This window comes from Methyloferula stellata AR4, assembly GCF_000385335.1.
GTDB classification, from domain to species: Bacteria; Pseudomonadota; Alphaproteobacteria; order Rhizobiales; family Beijerinckiaceae; genus Methyloferula; species Methyloferula stellata.
In genome coordinates, this window is the sequence record NZ_ARWA01000001.1 from 1,926,165 (window position 1) to 1,947,682 (window position 21,518).

Annotated in this window: 23 protein-coding genes; 11 read left to right on the forward strand and 12 right to left on the reverse strand. The window is 60.3% G+C overall.

Annotated elements, in window-relative coordinates:
* From A3OQ_RS0109475 to A3OQ_RS0109490, 4 genes are all read right to left on the reverse strand, one after another.
* On the reverse strand, nt 1–1,035 hold the full coding sequence (locus A3OQ_RS0109475) for a catalase family protein (RefSeq protein ID WP_020175147.1): 1,035 nt from the start codon (nt 1,033–1,035) through the stop codon (nt 1–3).
* A gap of 148 nt (nt 1,036–1,183) precedes the next feature.
* Complete coding sequence (locus A3OQ_RS0109480; RefSeq protein WP_020175148.1) at nt 1,184–1,603, reverse strand: DUF983 domain-containing protein; 420 nt, start codon at nt 1,601–1,603, stop codon at nt 1,184–1,186.
* 132 nt (nt 1,604–1,735) lie between these two features.
* Entirely contained in the window at nt 1,736–2,704 is a 969-nt protein-coding gene (locus tag A3OQ_RS0109485; protein WP_020175149.1) for an MBL fold metallo-hydrolase, read from the reverse strand.
* Nucleotides 2,705–2,748: 44 nt separating this feature from the next.
* Nucleotides 2,749–3,147 (reverse strand): DUF302 domain-containing protein, encoded by a 399-nt coding sequence (locus A3OQ_RS0109490; protein ID WP_152428379.1) that lies wholly within the window; start codon nt 3,145–3,147, stop codon nt 2,749–2,751.
* A gap of 277 nt (nt 3,148–3,424) precedes the next feature.
* Between A3OQ_RS0109490 and A3OQ_RS0109495 the strand changes: the two genes are divergently transcribed.
* Nucleotides 3,425–4,501, forward strand: a complete 1,077-nt coding sequence (locus tag A3OQ_RS0109495) for a Dyp-type peroxidase (RefSeq protein ID WP_083931668.1) — start codon at nt 3,425–3,427, stop codon at nt 4,499–4,501.
* Nucleotides 4,498–5,307, forward strand: a complete 810-nt coding sequence (locus A3OQ_RS0109500; protein ID WP_020175152.1) for a family 1 encapsulin nanocompartment shell protein — start codon at nt 4,498–4,500, stop codon at nt 5,305–5,307. The genes A3OQ_RS0109495 and A3OQ_RS0109500 overlap by 4 nt, the downstream gene beginning before the upstream one ends.
* Before the next feature lie 147 nt (nt 5,308–5,454).
* Here A3OQ_RS0109500 and A3OQ_RS0109505 read toward each other — a convergent pair whose 3' ends face one another.
* Nucleotides 5,455–5,985 (reverse strand): phosphate-starvation-inducible PsiE family protein, encoded by a 531-nt coding sequence (locus A3OQ_RS0109505; RefSeq protein WP_020175153.1) that lies wholly within the window; start codon nt 5,983–5,985, stop codon nt 5,455–5,457.
* Between the two features lie 186 nt (nt 5,986–6,171).
* Between A3OQ_RS0109505 and A3OQ_RS0109515 the strand changes: the two genes are divergently transcribed.
* The 5 genes from A3OQ_RS0109515 (at nt 6,172) to A3OQ_RS23530 (ending at nt 12,390) form a co-directional block, all read left to right on the forward strand.
* Entirely contained in the window at nt 6,172–6,642 is a 471-nt protein-coding gene (locus A3OQ_RS0109515; RefSeq protein ID WP_020175154.1) for a (2Fe-2S)-binding protein, read from the forward strand.
* A gap of 246 nt (nt 6,643–6,888) precedes the next feature.
* Nucleotides 6,889–7,962, forward strand: coding sequence for a type III polyketide synthase (locus A3OQ_RS0109520; RefSeq protein WP_020175155.1), 1,074 nt, complete (start codon nt 6,889–6,891; stop codon nt 7,960–7,962).
* Nucleotides 7,963–8,026: 64 nt separating this feature from the next.
* Nucleotides 8,027–8,734 (forward strand): methyltransferase domain-containing protein, encoded by a 708-nt coding sequence (locus tag A3OQ_RS0109525; protein ID WP_020175156.1) that lies wholly within the window; start codon nt 8,027–8,029, stop codon nt 8,732–8,734.
* Complete coding sequence (locus A3OQ_RS0109530; protein WP_020175157.1) at nt 8,731–9,924, forward strand: NAD(P)/FAD-dependent oxidoreductase; 1,194 nt, start codon at nt 8,731–8,733, stop codon at nt 9,922–9,924. Before A3OQ_RS0109525 ends, A3OQ_RS0109530 begins: the two co-directional genes overlap by 4 nt.
* A gap of 564 nt (nt 9,925–10,488) precedes the next feature.
* Entirely contained in the window at nt 10,489–12,390 is a 1,902-nt protein-coding gene (locus tag A3OQ_RS23530; RefSeq protein ID WP_152428380.1) for an ice-binding family protein, read from the forward strand.
* Nucleotides 12,391–12,518: 128 nt separating this feature from the next.
* On the opposite strand, the gene hemP is transcribed toward A3OQ_RS23530, so the two are convergent.
* Nucleotides 12,519–12,698, reverse strand: coding sequence for a hemin uptake protein HemP (hemP, locus tag A3OQ_RS0109545; protein ID WP_020175160.1), 180 nt, complete (start codon nt 12,696–12,698; stop codon nt 12,519–12,521).
* Nucleotides 12,699–12,939: 241 nt separating this feature from the next.
* Between hemP and hmuQ the strand changes: the two genes are divergently transcribed.
* Nucleotides 12,940–13,281 (forward strand): heme-degrading protein HmuQ, encoded by a 342-nt coding sequence (gene hmuQ, locus A3OQ_RS0109550; RefSeq protein ID WP_020175161.1) that lies wholly within the window; start codon nt 12,940–12,942, stop codon nt 13,279–13,281.
* 58 nt (nt 13,282–13,339) lie between these two features.
* On the opposite strand, the gene cobU is transcribed toward hmuQ, so the two are convergent.
* On the reverse strand, nt 13,340–13,864 hold the full coding sequence (gene cobU / locus A3OQ_RS0109555; protein WP_026595679.1) for a bifunctional adenosylcobinamide kinase/adenosylcobinamide-phosphate guanylyltransferase: 525 nt from the start codon (nt 13,862–13,864) through the stop codon (nt 13,340–13,342).
* A gap of 68 nt (nt 13,865–13,932) precedes the next feature.
* Between cobU and cobS the strand changes: the two genes are divergently transcribed.
* Nucleotides 13,933–14,706: an adenosylcobinamide-GDP ribazoletransferase gene (cobS, locus tag A3OQ_RS0109560; protein WP_051116028.1), complete on the forward strand. Its 774-nt coding sequence runs from the start codon at nt 13,933–13,935 to the stop codon at nt 14,704–14,706.
* Complete coding sequence (locus A3OQ_RS0109565; protein WP_020175164.1) at nt 14,703–15,218, forward strand: tyrosine phosphatase family protein; 516 nt, start codon at nt 14,703–14,705, stop codon at nt 15,216–15,218. Before cobS ends, A3OQ_RS0109565 begins: the two co-directional genes overlap by 4 nt.
* On the opposite strand, the gene bluB is transcribed toward A3OQ_RS0109565, so the two are convergent.
* From bluB to cobD, 3 genes are read right to left on the reverse strand one after another with little or no spacing between them, the layout of a single operon-like run.
* The gene (gene bluB / locus A3OQ_RS0109570; RefSeq protein ID WP_020175165.1) at nt 15,211–15,900 is read right to left on the reverse strand and encodes a 5,6-dimethylbenzimidazole synthase; all 690 of its coding nucleotides are present in this window, start codon (nt 15,898–15,900) and stop codon (nt 15,211–15,213) included. The genes A3OQ_RS0109565 and bluB overlap by 8 nt on opposite strands.
* 20 nt (nt 15,901–15,920) lie before the next feature.
* Nucleotides 15,921–16,946: a nicotinate-nucleotide--dimethylbenzimidazole phosphoribosyltransferase gene (cobT, locus tag A3OQ_RS0109575; protein WP_020175166.1), complete on the reverse strand. Its 1,026-nt coding sequence runs from the start codon at nt 16,944–16,946 to the stop codon at nt 15,921–15,923.
* Nucleotides 16,943–17,932 (reverse strand): threonine-phosphate decarboxylase CobD, encoded by a 990-nt coding sequence (cobD, locus tag A3OQ_RS0109580; RefSeq protein WP_020175167.1) that lies wholly within the window; start codon nt 17,930–17,932, stop codon nt 16,943–16,945. Before cobD ends, cobT begins: the two co-directional genes overlap by 4 nt.
* A 75-nt stretch (nt 17,933–18,007) precedes the next feature.
* Here cobD and cbiB point away from each other — a divergent pair, with 75 nt between their 5' ends.
* Nucleotides 18,008–18,976 carry an adenosylcobinamide-phosphate synthase CbiB gene (gene cbiB / locus A3OQ_RS0109585; protein ID WP_020175168.1) on the forward strand — a complete coding sequence of 323 codons (969 nt, stop codon included), beginning with the start codon at nt 18,008–18,010 and terminating at the stop codon, nt 18,974–18,976.
* Nucleotides 18,977–19,139: 163 nt separating this feature from the next.
* On the opposite strand, the gene A3OQ_RS0109590 is transcribed toward cbiB, so the two are convergent.
* Together A3OQ_RS0109590 and A3OQ_RS24845 are read right to left on the reverse strand one after the other, a co-directional pair.
* Nucleotides 19,140–20,579, reverse strand: a complete 1,440-nt coding sequence (locus A3OQ_RS0109590; protein ID WP_040580856.1) for a cobyric acid synthase — start codon at nt 20,577–20,579, stop codon at nt 19,140–19,142.
* Between the two features lie 112 nt (nt 20,580–20,691).
* Nucleotides 20,692–20,976, reverse strand: coding sequence for a hypothetical protein (locus tag A3OQ_RS24845; protein WP_020175170.1), 285 nt, complete (start codon nt 20,974–20,976; stop codon nt 20,692–20,694).
* Nucleotides 20,977–21,518: the final 542 nt, after the last annotated feature.

Consider the following 21,518-nt stretch of genomic DNA (forward strand, 5'->3'; position numbering starts at 1 on the left):
TTATAGCGGTGTCCGAGCTGTCGGCTCTTCGCGCGGCGTAGCGTTGATGTCGTGGCGAAGCCGGGAGATCGTTTCATAGACCGTTCTGCGCACGCGGTTGATGCCGCCAAGCGGCCGATGCGCGTCGAGACCATGCCACGGCGTGAAGGAGAGGTTTTCGCAAAAGGCCGTCTGCTCTTGCGTCTCGAAGCTCTGCTTCGGAATGGTAATGCGTGCGACCGGAATGAAAGCCGAATCCGCTTCGCGCCATTCGATCCTTGGATCTTCGACCGGCATCGACTCCGGCTGCGTTCGAAGTTGAACACAGAAATCGAATGTCGCTTCTGCCGCGTTCAGCGATTTCGCGAGATTGTCGCGCAGAAAGTTAGGCCCTACGGTTTCGTTGAAGGCGAATGCAGGCCCTGCGGGCTTCGCCGAGAACTTGCACGGAATATCGCCGTAAAGATAAGGCGTGACACTCCAATAGCGGATGTTCAGCATATTGGTGACGGTCTGGCTGATGATCGCGCGCATCACCCACAGTTCGCGCAGTCGGAATGTGAAGGGATTCCAGCTCGGAAAGAAAAACCGCAGCGGATGATCGGTCGCCCCCTGAAAGGCCACATAATCGATGGCGTCGCGGACGAAAAGTGTCGGATTATTGATCATCAGAAAATCTTGCGTGCCGGAAGAACTGCCTTCGACGCCCATCAGTTTGATCGCCATGCCGCGCGCATCGCCGATCTTGTCGTCTTGCGGCGTCTCGAAACCGTTAGAGAAGCGGATCCAAGCCTGATAGGTTCGCGACCCCGCGAAGACGCCAACCTGCAGCGAGGATGGCAAATCGTCGAGCACGCGAAATTCGGCACGGACGCAGCCATGTGCCTTGGGATGCGCATCTCTGCGGGCTGGCCCGTTTGCGGCGCCGGCGCGCACAAGTGCGGCAAGCGCCGCCTCGATCGTCTGCGTGGCCTGCGCTTCGCCGGGCGGCACGACTTCCCAAGGTGAAGGATCGGCCGGGATCAAGCCTTGAATCTGAACGGAGGGGTTATCCATTGCGGGAAAACAACAGCATCGAATCAAACCAATTTTGCCGCGTGGAGATGCGTTTTACCGCGCCCCGTCTCCGGCTTGCCGCGAATGATTTAAATAATGCCGAAGACTATGTGTTGAGCGGTAATTTCGCAAGTCGTCGCACGAGGCATCAAGGCGTACTGTCGGCGCCGCCGCCAAATCCATGCATGCGATTGGCCCATTGAAGGCCGATGATCGTCCCCTTGGCGCGCGGCAATAAGAGAAGCGATAAAATGATGGTCAGCGGAATCCAGATCAGCGTCTGAAGCCAAACCGCGGGGTGCCAGGTGCTGTCGACGAAGAGCAAGCTGCCGATAATGATGTGGCCGACGATGAGGATCACGAAATAGGGCGCCGCGTCATCGGCTCTTTGATGGAAGAGCGCCAGATCGCACACCGGGCAATGGTCGTTGACCTCGAGATAGGATTTGAACATCGCGCCTTCGCCGCATCGCGGACAGCGGCAATGGAAACCGCGCAGCATGGACCGCAGGACATTGCGGTTTTCCGCGTCCTCGGCGTGGCTATAGGACTCTGTATGCATCGTCATCGCGGCAGGGCTTTCCAAATGGCTGGATGAATGTGCGAGTGCGTTTCCACCTCATATTGGGCGCAGATGACCGCTTTCACCGGGTCAAGGGTCAAAGCCCGGTCGAGGTCACCCTCAACAGTCCGTGATCCTTCAGACGCCTTCATAGACGAGCCGGGTGAAGAATCTCGGGTCGATGACGAAATTGCCCCATTTCTCGTCATAGGCGGCGGTCGGTTTGGCGGCGAGGATCTCGTCCAAAGAGCGGCCTTGCCTCTTGAGCGCGGCGACATTGTCGCGAATGGCGACTAGCATGTCGCGGTATTCTTGAAGCTCTGACCTATTGCTGACCGGATGTCCGTGACCCGGGATGACGATGGTCTTATCGGTGATCATCGCCAGGCTCGCTTCTGCGGCCTTGATTGTGCCGTCTATATTGCCGCCGGTCGAATAATCGATGAACGGGTAGATGCCGTTCCAATAAATATCGCCGGTGTGGAGAATATCGGCTTCCGTAAATAGGACCGAAATGTCGCCATCCGTATGCGCCGGGCCGTAATATTTCAGCGCCAGCGTATTGTCTTCGTGCTTGAGGGTTTTCTCGTCGGCAAAGACCTCTGTCGGCATGGCGCTCGGCGCCGGCGGCGGAAAGTCGAAAAGCCAATCCTCGACCCGCTGCGTCGTCGAAAGTCTTTTCAAAGTGTTTTCATGCGCCAGGATTTCGGCGCCGATCGAATGGATCCATTCATTGCCGTCGGTATGATCGAAATGCCAATGGGTGTTGATGAGGTGCTTGACGGGGGCTTGACCAAGCGCTTGCAGAGCCGCGAAGATCCGCGGTCGTGACACGCCTATGCCGGCATCGACGAGAAGCTTGCTCTCCTTGCCGGCGGCGACGGCAATATTGCCGCCGGACCCTTCGAGCACGAAAATGTTACCGCGCAAGGGATGGACGATGATGTCGGCGCTTTTGGCATCCGACTTTATGAACAGCACAATGGCGCGGGCTTGAGCAAAGACTTCGCTTGGCGTCAGCCATACGCCTGTGGCCGCGAGAGGCGCGGCCGCGCAGCAAAGACAGAAGTGCCGGCGCGTTGGTGCTTTTGCCCGCGAAAGAATCATGGCTGCCTTCAGTCTGTTTCACGTCATCGTGCGAATTTGAAAAATTATTGCGGCATAGTCGCTTTTTGCACGATCGCGTGGAGCGCCCCGGTCAGGGCATTTACAACTTGATCGTTTTCGGCGCCGTGCCGTTTCGCGATCCATGCCGGATCATTATAGGAGACCTGCGTCACGCCTTTATCATCCTGCCAGACGAGCACCTTCAGCGGCAAGTCGATTCCGGCGGTTTGGGCCGCTTGCATCAAAGGCGTGCCGCCTTTCGCATTGCCGAAAATGAAAAGCACTGTCGGGCGCAGCGTCAGGCCGACCTCCGCGGCGCCTGCCGAATGATCGATGCGCGCGAATAAAGTCAGACCCTTAGCGGCGATCTCGGCCTCGAGCCTGTCCATTGTTTCCTTCGGCGCGAAGCTGCTCGCAACTGTCGTCAGTCCATCTGCGGCCATGGCAAAATCTCCCAATAAAAATATCGCTGCGACGATTGTGAGCAGCTTTCCGAACCTTACGAAAAATAGGCGAGCCCCGAGCATCGCTCGTCCTCCTTTTCTTAAGCTTGACCTCGATTGAGGCAATGATTAGCCTCGCTGCCGAATGATCCATCTTCGGGAATGATCGTCGGCACGATCATTGCGTCAAGACTTCATGCGATCGTCATATTCATTGGCGACAGATTCGCATTTGCGAACTGCTTTGCACGTCCGGTATCTCACGAACTTCGGTCTTATGATTACCCCTCCTTCGGCCAATAGCGTAGACACTGTCTTTCAAAAGATCTCGACGCCGATGACGCGCGCCGCGATCTTTCTGGTGGTAACGATCAATCCCGCCGATGCCGATGCCGCCGCCGTCAAATCTTTATGCGCCGATCTCTCCGCGCTCGTTCGTACGGTCGGCTTTCGCGATCCGGACGCCGGGCTGTCCTGCGTGATGGGATTTGGATCTTCGGCATGGGACCGTTTGTTTGGCGCCGCCGAGCGGCCCTTGGAGCTCCATCCCTTCCGCGAGATCATCGCCGACACACGCCACGCCGTCGCGACGCCGGGCGATCTCTTGTTTCATATTCGCGCCGACCGCATGGATCTCTGCTTCGAATTGGAAACGCTGATCCTGGAACGCCTCGGAGGTTCCATTGGGGTTGCAGAAGAAGTTCAAGGCTTTCAATATTTCGACAATCGCGATCTGCTGGGCTTTGTCGACGGCACGGAAAACCCGGCCGATCAGGAGGCGATCGACGCCATATTGATCGGCGACGAAGATGCGGCCTTCGCGGGCGGCAGCTATGTCATCACGCAAAAATATCTGCACGATATGACGGGCTGGAATAGCCTGCCGACCGAGGTGCAGGAAAAGATCATCGGCCGCAAAAAACTCTCCAATGTCGAACTCGACGACACCGTCAAGCCGACTTACGCGCATAATGCGCTGACGGTCATTGTCGAGAACGGCGAAGAGAAGAAGATTTTGCGGGAGAACCGGCCCTTCGGCACGCCGGGGCAGGGCGAATTCGGCACTTATTTCATCGGCTATTGCCGCACCCCGCGCACGATCGAGCAGATGCTCGACAATATGTTCATCGGTCGGCCGCCCGGCAATTACGACCGGCTGCTCGATTTCAGCAAGGCCGTCACCGGCACCCTGTTTTTCGTGCCGACCGGGACTTTCCTGGACAATGTGACGGTCGACGATCCCGCGCCCGCGGCATCTCCCGCCGATATGTCCACGGACGCCTCGGCACAGCTTGTTTCACCGGTGCGCGACGGTTCGCTTGGCATCGGCTCCCTCAAAGGAAATCCGTCATGAACAATCTGCATCGTGAACTTGCGCCCATCTCCGACGAAGCCTGGGCCCAGATCGAGGAAGAGGCAACGCGGACGCTGAAGCGCTATCTCGCGGCACGACGCGTCGTCGATTTGCAGGGGCCTGCCGGAACGGCTCTCTCCGCCGTGGGCACGGGCCATCTCAAGACGATTTCGGGGCCGGGCAATGGCATCATCACGCGCCAGCGCGAGGTCAAGCCGCTCATTGAAGTGCGGGTTCCGTTCGAACTGGATCGCCAGCAGATCGACGATGTCGAGCGCGGCGCAAACGACTCGGATTGGCAGCCGGCGAAAGACGCGGCACTCAAAATGGCCTTCACCGAAGATCGCGCCATTTTCGAAGGCTATCCCGCCGGCGACATCACCGGCATCCGGCCGGGAAGCAGCAATCCGCCCATGACGTTGCCCGAAGACGTGCGGCAGTTCCCGGATGCGATCGCCCAGGCCTTGAGCCAGTTGCGGCTTGTCGGCGTCAATGGACCTTATCAGGTTTTGCTCGGTGCGCAGGCCTATACGGCGCTCGCCGAGTCGAGCGACAATGGCTATCCGATCCTGCAGCATATCCGCCGGCTGATCGAGACCGAGATCATCTGGGCCCCGGCGATCGAGGGCGCCGTGGTGCTGACGACGCGCGGCGGCGATTTCGATCTGCACATCGGTCAGGATGTCTCGATCGGCTATCTCAATCACACGGACACGACGGTTCAGCTCTATCTTCAGGAGAGCTTCACCTTCCTCCTGCTGACGACGGAAGCCTCCGTCACGCTGGCGCCGGCGCCGAAGGCCTGACGGATCTCTCGCGGCATACTTAAGCGGAATCGTCTGAAGGTGTCGTGCGCGGACTTGATCCGCGCATCCAAGCAAACACTCCGTGATGCCTGGATGGCTGGGTCAAGCCCGGCCATGACCCAATGGAACGTTGAGGTCTTTTCTAATTCACGACAGTTTATGCCGGCGCACGAGCGAGATCGCGGCGACCATCACGATAATGAGAAAGGCCAGCACGCCGAGCTCGATCATCGCGGCTTGAAACTGCTCAGCGCGTTCGGCCGACCATTTGGCCTGCTGCGCGACGTCCGAGTTTTCAAGCGAGATGACGAGGATCCGCCGGATGCAGGCGATCAGGCCGACGATCAGGAAAGGTTCGGGGCTCAATGTGCCGGACTGCAGCGAAGCGCGGATCGTATAAAGGATCTCGATCAGCATCAGCACGAAAAGCAGCCGGTCCATGACCGCGATGACGGCCGTTGTGCCCGTCCAATTCTGGAACCCTGCCCATAAGAGCCCGGTGGTGCCGGCGAGCGCCAATACGGCCGTGAGCGCCAATATCGCTCCAAGCACGATATAGATGAGCTGCTCGATGGTGAGGAAAATTCGGCTGGCAGAGTGGACGAGTTTCGTTTCGGCGGCGTGAATGACCGGCGGCAGATTATCCGTCTTGAGCTCCCCGGGCTTGCTTTCAACCATATCGTCTCCTTTGGATGCGGACGGTTTCAAAACCGCGGATCGGGCAACGCTTCGCGCGCAGGACATAAACGAACATCCTAAGAAAAACGCGAATCATGCAAGCTTAAAAGGCTAACCCATACGCGAGGGTAGACTTCGCTCATCCTGCGTGTCATCGCTCGCCCGAGCTGCATCTCGGAAGGAACCATGCCGCATTCCGTTCCCCTCCATGTCAACGGGCATGCGGTCACGGTCGAGGTCGATGATCCGGGCATGCCGCTGCTCTTCGTTCTGCGTAATCGCCTCGATCTGGATAGCCCGCGCTTCGGCTGCGGGCTTGGCCAATGCGGCGCTTGCACCATTCATATCGATGGCGAGGCGGTGCATTCCTGCATGGTGCCTGTGTCCGCACTGTCACCGGCGCAAAAGATCGTCACGCTGGAGGGATTGGGATCGCCCGACCATCCACATCCAGTCCGGCAGGCTTTCATCGGCGAACCGGCCATGCAATGTGGCTCCTGCGCCAGCGGCATGATCATGCGGGCGGCTGCCTTGCTCGCCAAAAGGCGCAATCCGAGCGCGGCCGATATTCGCGATGCGCTTGCCGGTCATGCCTGCCGTTGCGGCGCGCAGTCACGCATCGTCCGCGCAGTCCAACGTGCGGCGCGTGCGCTGTGACTTCTGCGTCCTGATGCCGCGGTACGCAGAGGCGCGAATAGCTGACGGTGTGCATGAGCGTCTGCGCACAAGAGCGTGAGGAGGATTGCTGGACGTTAGCACATTATAATATATCAAGAGGTGCAGACACGCGTCATATAGGCACCGCGCGCCCTAAGCGCTCTTCGCGAGACGCGCGGTAGCGCCCCGCGCCAGCCTGATAGGCGCGGCGCAAGTGCGGGAGGCAGCCGCCGGAGTCTTGGTGAAATGACGACCGCTTATATCAACAAAATCGCGACTGCGGTGCCGGACAATGACGTTCACACGGCTTTTCTTACCTTTGCGCTGTCGCAGCTCGGCAACGACCCGCGCAAGGTCCAGGCATTTCAGCGCATGGCTGACAGAGGCGGTATCGACCATCGCTACTCCTATTTCCTGCCGCGAACCGATTTGAGCAATGGCGCGCTCGATCACGATGGCTTCTATGTCCGCGGCCAGTTTCCGGATACGGCTGCGCGTATGCGCGCCTTCGAACGGCTGGCGCCGCAACTCGCGATCGATGCGGTCGAGCAGCTCGGCTTGGGGCCCGATCGCTCGACCATCACGCATCTTCTGATCACCTGCTGCACCGGCTTTTCGGCGCCGGGACTGGATCTCGAAATCGTCGAGCGCTGCGGGCTTCATCCTTCAGTCGAGCGCACCATGATCGGGTTCATGGGCTGCTATGCCGCGATGAACGCGCTGAAGCTCGCCCGCCATATCGTGCGTTCGGAGCCGAATGCGCGCGTGCTCGTCCTCAACCTTGAACTCTGCACGCTGCATCTCAAAGAAACCGACGATCTTGAACAGATCCTGTCGTTCATGATCTTCGCCGATGGCTGTGCGGCAAGCCTCATCAGCGCCGAGCCGGCCGGTATAGCGATGGATCGTTTTCATGCGGTGCTCGTTCCCGACACGAGCGATTCGATCACCTGGCACATAAGAGAGTCGGGCTTCGATATGGTCCTGTCGGGTATGGTGCCCTCGATCATCCACAAGGTGCTCGCCGCCGAGATGGATGCGATTCTGGCCGGCGCGAAAGTGCCTTCGATCGATCTTTGGGCCGTGCATCCGGGCGGCCGCTCGGTGCTCGATGCGGTCCAGCACGCGCTGCGGCTTGGCCCGTCCGCGCTCACCGCGTCGCGCGACGTTTTGCGCCGCTTCGGCAATATGTCGTCGGCGACTGTGATGTTCGTTTTGAAATCAATGCTGCAGGCGCAGCCCAAGCAAGCGTCCGGCTGCGGCATGGCCTTCGGTCCCGGGCTCATCGCCGAGACCATGCTGTTTCATACGGGGAATTAGAGCATGATCCCAAAAAGTTGCAGACTTTTTGGAAAAGATTATGCGGCAAAACAAGAGATAGAAGATGTCGTTCCTCGCGGCACGCCGATTGACTCCTGAACGGCTCGACGCTTTGTCGGCAACCGACCGGCGCGCAATCGGCTCGCGGCGCGATCTCGTCTGGCTCAATTGGATCATGAGGCATGACGCGATCGTGGCGGATGCCTTGCGCGCGGGCGCCGATATGCCGCCGCGCACTCTTCTCGAACTCGGTGCGGGCGATGGCAGCTTCATGCTGCGCGTCGCGCGCCGGCTCGCGCCCGTCTGGCCGGGCGTGGCAGTCACTTTGCTCGACCGGCAGGATCTCGTGAGCGAGGCAACGCGCGTTGGCTTTGCCGATCTCGGCTGGCAGGTCGAGACGAAGACGGCCGACGTCTTCGATGCGCTGAGCCCCGCTGAGCCGGATTTCTATGATGCGATCACGGCCAATCTCTTCCTGCATCATTTCGAGGGGGCCGCGCTGCGCAGCCTGCTCGCCGGTGCGGCGATCCGGACGAAGCTTTTTGTCGCGGCGGAACCGCGCCGGACAGCGCTCGCCTGGACAGCGAGCCGCATGATCTGGGTGCTCGGCTGCAACGACGTCAGCCGCCACGATGCGCGCGTCAGCGTCGAAGCGGGCTTCAAACATCAGGAATTGTCCGGCATCTGGCCGGCTGACCAGACCTGGGCATTGGAGGAGCGGCGCGGCGGTCCGTTCACCCATATTTTTTCGGCGCGCCGCGAGGCGCCATGACACGTTTTGATGCCGTTATCATCGGTGCCGGGCCAGCCGGCGCGACGACAGCGCTCGCACTCGCGCGGGCCGGATGGTCGGTCGCGCTGATCGAGAAAGTGCCATTCCCGCGTAAAAAAGTCTGCGGCGAGTTCATGTCGGCGACCAATGCGGCGCTCTTTGCCGACCTTGGCATAGAGGCTGCGATCCATGCCGAGACGGGGCCGGAGATCCGCCGCGTCGCGATCTTTGCCGGCACAGGGACCATTACCGCGCCTATGCCGCAGCACGCCGGAAAGAGGTCCGGCTGGGGGGTCGCCGTGGCGCGCGAAAGGCTCGACGATCTCTTGGTCCAAAATGCGGTGCAGGCGGGAGCCACGCTGCTCATGCCTTGGCGCGCGACCGCGCTTGCCCCCGATGGTACCGACTTTATCTGCACAATCATGGACGGCGCCGAGACAAAAGAGATCCGGGCGCCGGTCGCCGTCATCGCACATGGGTCCTGGGAACGCGGCGATCTGCCGACGCAGAATATGCGGCCGCACCGGCCAAGCGATCTTCTCGCCTTCAAGGCGCGCTTCCGCGATGCGGCGCTTGCCTCCGATTTGATGCCGCTGATCGTCTTTCCCGGCGGCTATGGCGGGATGGTCAACAGCAGCGGCAAAACCCTGTCGCTGACATGCTGCATCCGCCGCGACATGCTGCAAGACGTGCGGCGCCGCCATCAAGGCAGCGCCGCCGATGCGGTTCTTGCGCATATCGGCGCGCATTGCCGCGGTGCGCGCGAGGTATTGCGAGAGGCGGTGCTCGAAGCGCCGCCGCTCGCAGCGGGTCCGATCGCGCCCGGCATAAGGCCGCGCTATGCGCAGGGCTTCTTCCGCGTCGGCAATCTTGCCGGCGAGGCGCATCCGATCGTGGCCGAAGGCATCAGCATGGCGATGCAGTCCGGCTGGCTTCTCGCGCGCTTGCTGACGAGCCGCACCGAGGTCGGGCAGGGGCGCGATCTCGATGCCATAGGCGCTCTCTACGCGAAGCGATGGCGGCAGGCTTTCGCGCCGCGCATCCATGCGGCATCGCTCTTCGCGCATCTCGCCATGCAGCCCGTGGCGCCTGCGCTGCTCGGGCCCGTTCTCACGCGCTTTCCGGCCATGTTGACTCTCGCCGCAAGGCTCAGCGGCAAGACAAGGCTCGATGCCTTTCGCGATGGATGAACAGAATCTTCAGCCGACTCGGCAGAGCTGAGTCCTCTGTGTCGTGGCGGCCTTAGGAGGACAACGGGCCGGTCTTTCTGCCCCAAATGTGCCAAGTATTTATACTTATACGTATAAGTATAAATACATATTATTCAGCCATTATGCAGGAGCTTTGAGTTGCATTTTTGTGTCAATATTTGAAAATTCGTTTGTGGATACGCTAATTTAGGAAATTTTTAACGAGATTATTTAAATTAGATCTATGAATTTCAATCAAATCACAGCCCAGCCTGAAGCCGATTCACGCATATTTTGCGTTGAAGCGCGCGGCAAAACGAAGGGGTGCGGCTGGCCCGGCGCTTTTCGCCCGAGACGAAAAATTGCCGTCGCCAACGGCTCGCTGGTTTTACCGCGTTTAGCTCGGCGATCGGCGTCAAGGTCATCAGTCAGGTTGCGTGAAGACGGTCTCGAGACCCGCGTCGCGTCGATTGAAATGCAACCTTCAGACTTAGATCAGGAGTCAGCATCGTGCCAACTTCGCGTGCGCCCCTCTTACGTGCCGAATTTCCCGCAAAGCGAGGAGTGACCGCAACCTGCGCGGCTCTTGGACTGATGATGATCGCGGCACCTTCCGCGCGCGCTCAGGCGCCATCGCTTGGGACCGCGGGAAGCTTTGGAGTCTTGGCCGGCTCGACGGTGACCAATACCGGCTCAAGCGTGATCAATGGAAACGTCGGTGTGTGGCCTGGCACGACCGTGATCGGATTCCCGCCCGGCATCGTGACCGCACCATCAACAATTTCGGCAGGCAACGCGGTTGCGCAACAGGCACAATTAGACAACATGACGGCGTATAACCAGCTGGCCGCTACACCGATCACGGTAAACCTCTCGGGTCAGGATCTTGGCGGCAAAAACCTTGTCGCAGGCGTCTACGGTTTCAATAACGCGGCACAATTGACCGGGACCCTCGTCCTCAATGGGCAGGGCAATCCCAATTCCGTCTTCATCTTCAACATCAACAGCACGCTGACCACGGCCAGCGCTTCGAGCATTTTGCTCATCAACGGCGCCCAGGCGAACCATGTGTTCTTTAGAGTGGGCAGTTCCGCGACACTCGGCACGTCCACATCGTTTGAGGGAGACATTCTCGCGCTGACGAGCATCACGCTCGATACCGGCGCCACGATTATCTGCGGTGATGCTTTGGCGCAAAACGGCGCTGTCACTTTGGATAGCAATACGATTACCGTCTGCACGGCTGCCGGGGGTGCCGGGGGTTCGGTCTTGGCAGGGCTGCCGGCCAATGCCACGGCAAATGAACGTGCCGTCGCCATTGCCATCGATAATTTCCTGAGAAATGGCGGAACTCTGCCGTCCGCCTTCGTGAATCTCATTGCATTCTCGTCACCCGCGCAATTGGCGGCGGCGTTCGATCAGCTTTCTGGAGAGGCTGGCACCGGCACCGCTCAGGCGGGCACGCAGGCGATGAATTCCTTCCTGTCGCTGGTGATGAATCCATTTGCCGGAGACAATCGCCCCTTCTCGGAAACACCGGTGCGGCGTCCTTTGATCATTAAGGGGCCGCTGCCCGCTGCTCCCGCCGGTCCGGAGCCGAGTCGGTGGGGCGTCTGGGCGGCGGGATATGGTGGGCAAGGCCAGGGGTATGGGGACGTTGCCGGAGTCGGAAGCCACGACCGGTCGGTCAGCAACGCCGGTTCTGTCGTTGGTCTCGACTATCTCGTTCTGCCGAACACGGTGGCTGGTTTTGCACTCGGCGGAGGCGGCACGCGCTTTGGACTGTCGGACGCACTTGGCGGCGGCCATAGCGACATGGCGCAGGCCGCCGTTTATGCCTCGACGCGGATCAATGCAGCCTATCTCTCCGGCGCACTCGCCTATGCTTGGAGCCGCGCGACCACCGACCGCTATGTGAGTCTGACGGAGGTCGACCATCTCACCGCGAATTTCTCGACCAATAATATCGGCGGCCGGATCGAAGGCGGATATCGCTTTGCTCTCCCCTATGTCGGCTTGCCGGGCCGGATGGGCTTCATCCCTTACGCCGCCGTGCAGGCACAGAGCTTCTTCACGCCTGCCTATAGCGAGGGAGCGACTCTGGGCCTCCCGACTTTCGCGCTTTCATACGCGTCGCAGACGATCACCACGACCCGTACCGAGCTCGGCGCTTGGTTCGATTGGGCGACGCCTGGCGATTATGGAACGACGCTGGTGCTGCGCACCCGCGCGGCCTGGGCTAATGACCATTGGTCCAGGCCGAGCACAAATGCGATGTTCGAGACCTTGCCCGGATCGAACTTCAGCGTGATCGGCGCAGCGCCGCCCCGCGATTCGGCGCTCACCTCGCTCGAAGCGGAAGTCTGGTTCAAGAGCGGCTTTTCAATCGCCGTACGATTCGATGGCGAATTTGCCGAGAACGCGCAGAGATACACCGGCCTCGGCGTGTTGCGCTACGTCTGGTGAATGAGACCGCTTAGTCGCGCGCGTGAGATTTAAAATTATATATCGTCGCCATGTTCCCATCTTTTGTTTTGACGCATGATCTCGTCCAAAAAGTCTGCTACTTTTTGGGATGATGCTCCAGCACCTGGTCACTTCGTCAAAATGAGTTTGTCTTTGGCGGTAATCCGCAACCGGTAGCGCTCGCCTTCGTGAATCAGCACGGCTTCGCGGGAATCGGCCAAGAGGTCGCGCACGTTGATGACCGGCACGTCGGGCTTTGGCTTTTCCGGCTTCGATGCAGATGTTTCATCGGCTTTTTCACCGGCCATGCCCGTCTCCCCACGTCGACCGGATTGAGACGATGTGGTCCAATAATGTGCGCTCCTGCCAGTTTAGAACTAGAATAAATTAAAAGTATTCTTTGGAATACTTACGCAACTATTTGGTATTCTTCGGAATAGTCAAGTCATGCTGAGGCAATCAACTGTTGAAATAAGCTGAAGGAAGCGCCCTTGCCGGGACAAGCCGCGCGCCATAGGTTCCGGCCACGAGAAAGATTGAGGACAGCCCATGTTCATCGCCATGAACCGTTTCAAGGTCATCAAGGATCGCACGGAGGCTTTCGAAGAAGCCTGGCTGACGCGCCAGTCGCGTCTTCACGAATTGCCGGGATTTGTTGAATTTCATCTTCTCAAAGGGCCGGAGCGCGAGGATCATATTCTTTATGTCTCGCACACCATCTGGAACTCGAAGGACGAGTTCACGGCCTGGACGAATTCCGAGCAGTTTCGCGCCGCCCATGCCAATGCCGGCACCGGTCAGGACAAGCCGAAGACGATCGGCCATCCCGAGTTCGAAGGTTTTGAGGCCATTCAGACCGTGACCAATCCGGCTTTGAAGGCGGCGGAATAAAGCATCGGACTCAAAAGTAGGAACCGGTTTTGGGAAAAATCCGATGCGTTAATAAAAACTACGCGCTGCCCTTGAGGTAAAGCGGCAGGCCCGCGGCGACAAAGACCACACGCGGCACGGCCGCCGCGATCCTTTGATTGAGGCGGCCCTGCGCATCGCGGAAATCGCGCCCGAGTTTTGTTTCGGGCACGAGGCCGAGGCCGATTTCGTTTGAGACCAGGACGATGTTGCGCGGCGCTTCTTGCAGGAAAAGCGCGAGCTGTTCGATTTCGAGCTCGACGTTCCGCGCGTCCATGAAAAGATTGGACAGCCAGAGCGTCAGGCAATCGACGAGCACGGCGTGGCCTTTGCCGGTCTCGCGCCGCAAGGCTTCGACGATGGCGAGAGGTTCTTCGATTGTGTGCCATTTTTCGCAGCGCGCCAGACGATGATGCGCGATGCGGGCCTTCATCTCGTCATCGCCGGCTGTGGCGGTGGCGAGATAGGTCCGCTCGACATTGCTTTCGCGGAGAAGCTGCTCGGCAAAGGCGGATTTGCCCGACCGCGCCCCGCCTAGAACCAGGATCGGCATCATGCTGCTCATCACGGCCTTCTATAGAGCTCAGTGAAGCTCGGTGATAGGCTTGCGGATAATAGTTTGCGTCCTTCTGCATGATTTCGAAACCAATGATCGCGTTCGACCGCTTCCGTCAGGCTCTCGGCTTTCTGACCATTCTTCCGGTGAGGGAGAAGGCTGGGGGCAGCGCGGACGCTGGGCTTTTTACCTATGCCCGGTTTTTTCCGGCAGTAGGCATTTTGGCCGGGCTGCTCTCGGGAAGCATTTTTTATATTGCAAGCCTCATCTGGACGGGTCTCATACCGGCTCTGCTCGCCGTGATCGCGAGCCTTATCGCGACAGGTGCTCTGCATGAAGACGGGCTTGCCGATACGGCTGATGCGTTTGGCGGCGGCTGGACGCGCGAGCAAAGGCTCGCGATCATGAAAGATTCTCGGCTCGGCACCTATGGCGTGCTTGCCTTGGGTCTCGGTACCGCGTTGCGAGTCTGCGCTCTTGCAACGCTGCCGCCCAGCATTGCCGTCCTTGCCTTGGTCGCAGTCCATGCCGGCGCGCGTTTCGCGCCTGTCGCCGTGCTCGCCGCGCAAACCTACGCGGGCGATCCGTCAACCGCGAAAACCTCCTATGCTTCGACGAGGCTCCCTATGTCCGAGGCACGCCAAGCGCTTTTATGGACGCTGCTTGCCATCATTCCTATCCTGTTCATGCGGCCCTTTGCGCTCATCGTCGGATTGATATTCGGCGCGGCTTTGTCTCTTGCTTTGACGCTCTACAGCCACAAGGCGATCGGCGGCTATAGCGGCGATGTGCTGGGCGCGATCGAACAGGTCTTCGAGATCGGCTGCCTGTTGGGGCTCGCAGCTGCATGAAACTGATCGTCTGCCCCGCGATCTATGCTCCGCAAAATGTCGAAGCGCATCAGCCCTCGCATGTGCTGGGCCTTCTGTCGCCGGGCCAGGACGAGGCCGTGCTGTCTCGCGCGCCCGCGCATCGATTGGAGCTGCGCTTCAACGATATTGCCGCGCAACAAGATGGACTCGTCGCACCGGATGAAGCGAAGCTGCGTGCGATTCTGACTTTCGCGCAATCTTGGGACGCGGCGGCGCCCATGCTGATCTATTGTTTCGCGGGCATCAGCCGCTCGACGGCGGCGGCTTTTGCGATTGCCTGTCAGCACCACCCGCGGATCGCCGAGGAGGCAATCGCGACATTCTTGCGGCGGGCCTCGCCTTCGGCGACACCCAATCCTTTGATGATCGCTCTCGCCGATGCGGTGCTCGATCGCAAAGGCCGCATGTCGGATGCGGCTTCGTCTATCGGGCGCGGCGAAGGCATGTTCGAAGGCTATGCGTTCGAATTGCCTTTCGCCTCTCTCATTTGACGATCACGCGCCGGCTGTCGCCTTGCCGCTCCTGCCAGTGATGGCGTTCGAGCTCCGGATCGAGATGGTCTTCGACCGGCCAGCCGATGCAGAGATAGGCCACAAGCTGCCACGACGGCGGCACTTCGAGCGTCCGTGCCACTTGCGCCGGATCGAGGATCGACACCCAGCCCATGCCGAGGCCTTGCGAGCGCGCGCAGAGCCACAGGATCGCGAGCATCCCGGCGACGGAATAGGAGAGCATTTCCGGCATGCTCCGGTGGCCGAGCCCATGGCCTTGCGTGGTCGCCCCATCGCAGAAGACGGCCAATTGCAAAGGCGCGGCGTCAAGACCTTCGAGCTTCAATTTGGCATAGGCCGTGGCGCGGCTTTCGTCGAAATCGGCCAGAGCCTTCGCGTTGCAGGTCTCGAAATTCTCGCGGATCTTCGCGCGGAGCGCGGGGGTTTCGACGCGCACCCAGCGCCAGGGCTGGCTATTGCCAACGGAAGGCGACAACTGCGCCAGATCGAGCATATGCGCGATCAGCTCTTCATCGATGGGATCGCGGCGGAACCGCCGCACGTCGCGGCGCCATTTCAAGAGCAGCTCCAATTGTTCCTGGAACATGCTGTCGAAAATGGGCGGGGCAGTGTCCCGAAAGGGCAGGAGATCACTGTCGGAGGGACCGGGCATATAGTCCATGACGCTGCTCCTTTCGGGGATCATTTGTCCTTGTTGGCGACGCCTGCTTCCGCGAATGTCGCCATGCCTTGGTGGCAAGCCAGAGCCGCCTTGATGGTTCCAGCCGCCAGGGCGGCGCCGCTGGCCTCGCCAAGCCGCATTCCGAGGTCCAGTAGAGGCCTTTTGCCGAGTCTGATCAAGACCTCCGCATGGGCGCCTTCCGGGGAGGCATGTCCCGCGATGCAATGGTCGATGGCCGCTGGATTGAGCGCATGCAGCACGGCGGCCGCCGCGGTGACGATATAGCCGTCGAGCACCACAGGAATGCGCTGCAAACGTGCCTCTAAAATGGCACCTGCCAGCGCGGCGATCTCGAATCCGCCGAGGCGGCGCAGCGCCTCGAGCGGCTCCGACAAAGAGCCATTGTGCAGTGCGAGACCGGCGGCGACGGCTTTTTGCTTGCGTGCAAGGCCGGCGTTATCGAGGCCGGTGCCGCGCCCGGTCCAAAGCTCGGGCTTGCCGCCGTAAAGTGCGGCATAGATCGCCGCCGCCGATGTGGTATTTCCGATTCCCATCTCGCCGAGGCAAAGAAGATCCGCGCCTTGCTGCACGGCCTCACGGCCGCGTGTGAAAGCGGCCAGGCATTCGTCTTCGCTCATCGCGGGCGCCGATGTGAAATCCTGAGTCGGCCGGTCGAGCGACAGTTCGATCACCTCGAGACGAAGATCGAAGCTTTTGCAGATCTGGTTGATCGCTGCGCCGCCGGAGCGGAAATTCGCAACCATTTGATGCGTGACTTCCGCCGGATAGGCCGAGACGCCTTGTTGCGTCACGCCATGATTGGCAGCGAAGACGCAGACAAGCGGTGCTTCGACCTTGGGTGCCGCACCGCTTTGCCAAGCTGCGAGCCACAGGACGATCTCTTCGAGCCGGCCGAGACTTCCGGGCGGTTTCGTCAATTGCGCATCGCGGCTTGCCGCGGCATTGATGGCGTCTTGATTTGGGCCGGGCATCAGCGCGAGGAGATGACGCACATCGTCATGCAAGGAGAGCGTGGTTTTGGTCATGGCGATACGAGAGCTTCCTTCAAACGTGCGAGGTCCTTGTCGTCGCGCGGCAGGCCAAAGCGAAGGCGATCTGGCGATTCATCGAAGCGCCGGCACCAGATATATTTTCGTGCGAGCTTTTTATGCAGGGCGCGGGCGTCGGCATGTTGCACGAGGCGAAACAAGGGTAGACCGCCGACGAGACGAAACCCAGCCATCTGAAGGATGGCATCGAGGCGTTGCGCCATCATGTCGAGACTGGCCCGGGCAGCCACGGCCCAGGCACGATCCTTCAATGCCGCGGCGCCGATCGTCAATGCCGGTGCCGACACGGCCCAGGGTCCAAGCGCAGCCTCGAAAGACGCAGCGATGCGCGGTTCTGCGATGAGAAAGCCCAGGCGCAGGCCTGGCAGGCCGAAAAACTTGCCGAAGGAGCGCAGCACGACAATGGGAAGATCGGTGCAAAGCGCGGCGCAGCCGATGGCCGGATCGATATCGGCGAAGGATTCATCCACGATCAGCCAGCCGCCGCGGCTTCTCATCTCGTCGGCGATCTGCTTGAAACGCGCGGACTCGAAAATGCGCCCATCCGGATTGTTCGGATTGACCACGATCACATGCCGGACCTCTCGCGGAAGCGCTTTCATGTCGGCAATCGGGAAAACCGTCCGTCCGGCGCGCTGCCAGGATTGCGCGTGCTCGCTATAGGTCGGCCCGAGGATGGCGACACCGCCCGGCGGGGCGAGATGCGGCAGCCATTGGATCAGCGCTTGCGTACCGGGCGCGGGGACGATGGCGGCCTCTTTCGGCGCATTGTAAGCTTCGGCCGCGCTGAGGATCAAAGCCTCTTGGTCGGCCTGCGCGGGGAGGCGATGCAGCGCATCGGCGAAGAGGCTTGCCGGAACGGGCCAAGGCCGCGGATTGATCCCGGTCGAAAGATCGAGCCAATCCTGAGGCGCGCCGCCATAATGCGCGATCGCTTCTGAAAGATCGCCGCCGTGATTCATGGGAGACTCAAGTGACCTTGCCTATGAGAGGCGCCGCCATGGTGGCGGCAAAGACCGAAAGCCTGCGCAACTAGCATGTTCCTATCACATGAGTCTCTCTGGATACTCGTTCTCGCGCTCCTGCTCGACGCTGTGATTGGCGATCCCGATGTCCTGTGGGCGCATGTGCCGCATCCCGCGGTGCTGATGGGACGATTGATCGCGGCTTTGGACCGGCGATGCAATGATCCCGCGCGATCTGAAGCGCGAAGGAAAGCTGCGGGGGTCTTCGTCCTTACGATCCTGGTGATCGCCGCCATCGGCATTGGCTTTGGCCTCGAACGCCTGCTCGACGCCATTCCTTTTGGGTCTTTCATCGCAGCGTTTCTGGCTTCGGTGCTTTTTGCACAGAGAAGCCTCTACGGCCACATCAAAAAAGTGCGCAGCGCTTTCACGGACGAGGGACTTGAGTCGGCGCGCAGTGCCGTGGCGCGCGTGGTTGGCCGAGACCCGCAGGTTTTGGATGAGGCCGCGATCTGCCGCGCGGCGATTGAATCCTGCGCCGAGAATTTTTCAGACGGCGTGGTGGCGCCGGCCTTCTGGTTCGCGCTGTTCGGATTGCCTGGTCTCATTACCTATAAAATCGTCAATACGGCGGATTCGATGATCGGTCATAAGACGCCGCGCCATGCCGCCTTCGGCTGGGCCTCCGCGCGGTTCGACGATCTTTTGAATCTCGCTCCCGCGCGCCTCGCCGGTCTGCTTTTATCTGTCGTGGCGCCGGTCGTGGGCGGCGACATAAAGCATACGCTTTCCATCATGTGGCGCGATGCGAGGCTGCATCGCTCGCCCAATGCGGGCTGGCCGGAAAGCGCCGCCGCTGGCGCGCTTGGCCTCGCGCTGGCAGGTCCGCGCCAATATGCGGGGCAGGTGGTCGATGATCCTTTTTTAAATCCGCAAGGCCGCATGGCAACGCCCGATGATATTTCGCGTGCGCTGCATTTGCTGGTCGCTGGGTGCGGGCTTGAGATTTTGATTTATGCGGCGCTTGCGCTGCTTCTCTAGCGCGATGAACCCTCTCCCTGCGGGAGAGGGTGGCTTGCGGAGCAAGCCGGGTGAGGGGTTACGATCCATATTGAAGAGATTGTAACCCCTCATCCGCCTCGCATTCGCTCGGCACCTTCTCCCACAGGGAGAAGGTTCGCACACGACGTTATGGATTTCAGCTTCAACGGCTCCGCGCGATCTTCAAAACCGCATCGAGATCGGCATGTTTCTCGAGGTGATCGGCGAGCGCGTCGAGCGCTGCTTCCATCTGTGCCTCATAGGCCAATTGCGACGCGATCCCGAAGCCTGCGAGCCATTGCTTGCGAAAGCTGTCGGATGAAAAAAGCCCATGGACATAAGTGCCTTGCACGCGGCCGTCGGGCGATGTCGCGCCGTCCGGGCGATCTTCGATCATGAGCATGGGCCTTGCGCAATCGGCGCCTTGCGTCGCGCCCAAATGGATCTCATAGCCCGAGATCTGCGCTCCCGTCAGGCAATGCGTGGCGCTCAGAACGGGCGTTGTGCGTTTCTCCGCCGCCATGCGCGTTTCGACCGAAAGGAGGCCCAATCCGTCGATGCTGCCGGGCGTGCCATCGACGCCGTCCAAGTCTTCGATCGCAAGGCCCAGCATTTGATAGCCGCCGCAAAGCCCGAGCACATGGCCGCCGCGGCGCACATGCGCGGCAATATCGATGTGCCAGCCCTGCTCGCGCAGAAAGGCGAGATCGCCCATGGTCGATTTTGAGCCGGGCAGGATGACGAGATCGGCATCGCCGGGCAGGGCACTCCCCGGACGCACGAAAACGAGTTCGACATCGGGCTCCTGCCCAAGCGGATCGAGATCGTCGAAATTCGCGATCCGCGCCAAGGCCGGCACGGCGATCTTGAATTTGGAGGCCGTGCTCCGGCGGCGGAGGTCGAGCGAATCTTCCGCTGGAAGATTGGCCGTCGCAGGCAGAAAGGGAATGAGGCCGAGGCTGGGCCAGGAGGTGATTCGCGAGATCGCCTCGATACCGTCCTGAAACAGGCTCGGATCGCCGCGAAATTTATTGATGAGAAAACCTTTGATCCTGTCGCGGTCTTCCGGCGCCAGAACGGCATGGGTTCCGGCGAGGCTCGCGATGACGCCGCCGCGATCGATGTCGCCGGCGATGATCACGGGCAGATCGGCGGCATTGGCAAAGCCCATATTGGCGATATCGTTCGCCCGCAGATTGATCTCGGCCGGGCTGCCTGCGCCTTCGACAAGCACCAGATCGGCAGCTTGTTCGAGATGCCTGAAGCTCTCCAGCACCGAAGGCAGAAGCTCGATCTTGCGTTTCGCATAATCCGCCGCGCTGGCGTGGCCGATCGATCGGCCCTGCACGATGATCTGCGCGCCGCGATCCGTCTCGGGCTTCAACAGGACGGGATTCATATGGATGCTGGGTGCGACCCGCGCGGCACGGGCCTGGAGAGCCTGGGCACGGCCGATCTCGCCGCCGTCTGCGGTCACGGCCGCATTGTTCGACATGTTCTGTGGCTTGAAAGGCTGCACGCGCAAACCGCGCCGTGTGAAAGCGCGGGCGAGCCCCGCGACCAAGGTCGATTTGCCGACGCCCGATCCGGTGCCCTGGATCATGATCGCGGGGACGCGTGTCTCGTCCAAGATAGTGGGCCCTCAAAAACCAATCGGCCCCATGATAAACATGAGGCCGATCGAAATGTCTTCGAGATATTGGGCGCTGCGGCGATCAGGAATTGGCTTCGAAGATCAGCTGGAACGTATCGCCCGGAATGGTGAAAGCGCCGCGGCCGCCCGACAAGGCCATGTAATAGCTGGAGGCGACGCGGCAGAGGCGGTCGAACCACTCTTGGTCCTTGAGGCCCTGCGGCTTGTGGTTGATCATGTTGACGAGGCCGTTCGGCTGGAAGCGGACATTGATCACGACTTCGCCGCGGGCGCCTTGACCGGACCTGGCGGGCGAGGCGGGCTTCGTTTCATTTGTGGCTTCTTGGGCCGGTGCGCTATCAGTCATCTTATGATCTCCAACTATCGGTTATTTGAGCGCAGCTCCTGCATCGTTATGGGTTAAAAATACATAACGAGTCAAGGCTGGGCTTGGCCTTTACGGGCCGCCTATTTGGAAGATTTGGAGACTGATGCGCCGGTTTTTGCCGCCTGACGAAACCCGCCCCCCTCGCTTTCCGGCGAGGGTGATGCATTGTGACAGCCGTTTGAAACTTGATCTGGATCAAATCGCAACCGGCCTGCGCTACAATGTCGCTTCCCGGGCAATCGCGGCGGGGGGTTAGCCGTTCAGCGCCTAGGGGCCATGTTTACGGCTTGCGGGACCGGTAATCGACGATCATGAGCGAACCCGCGAATACGATAAAAGACGCTACAACCAATCCAAGAAAGCAGATTTCAAAAGTCGGCATATTATCCTCCCTGCGCCGAGTGGAGTATGCCGTGATCGGGGTGTCGTTCTTTGACATCGATCAAGTTGCGGTGCACCGAAACCTCGTCCCGGCGTAATAGGCGCCGGCGATCTCGTCTCCAGCGATGAGACAATTGGTA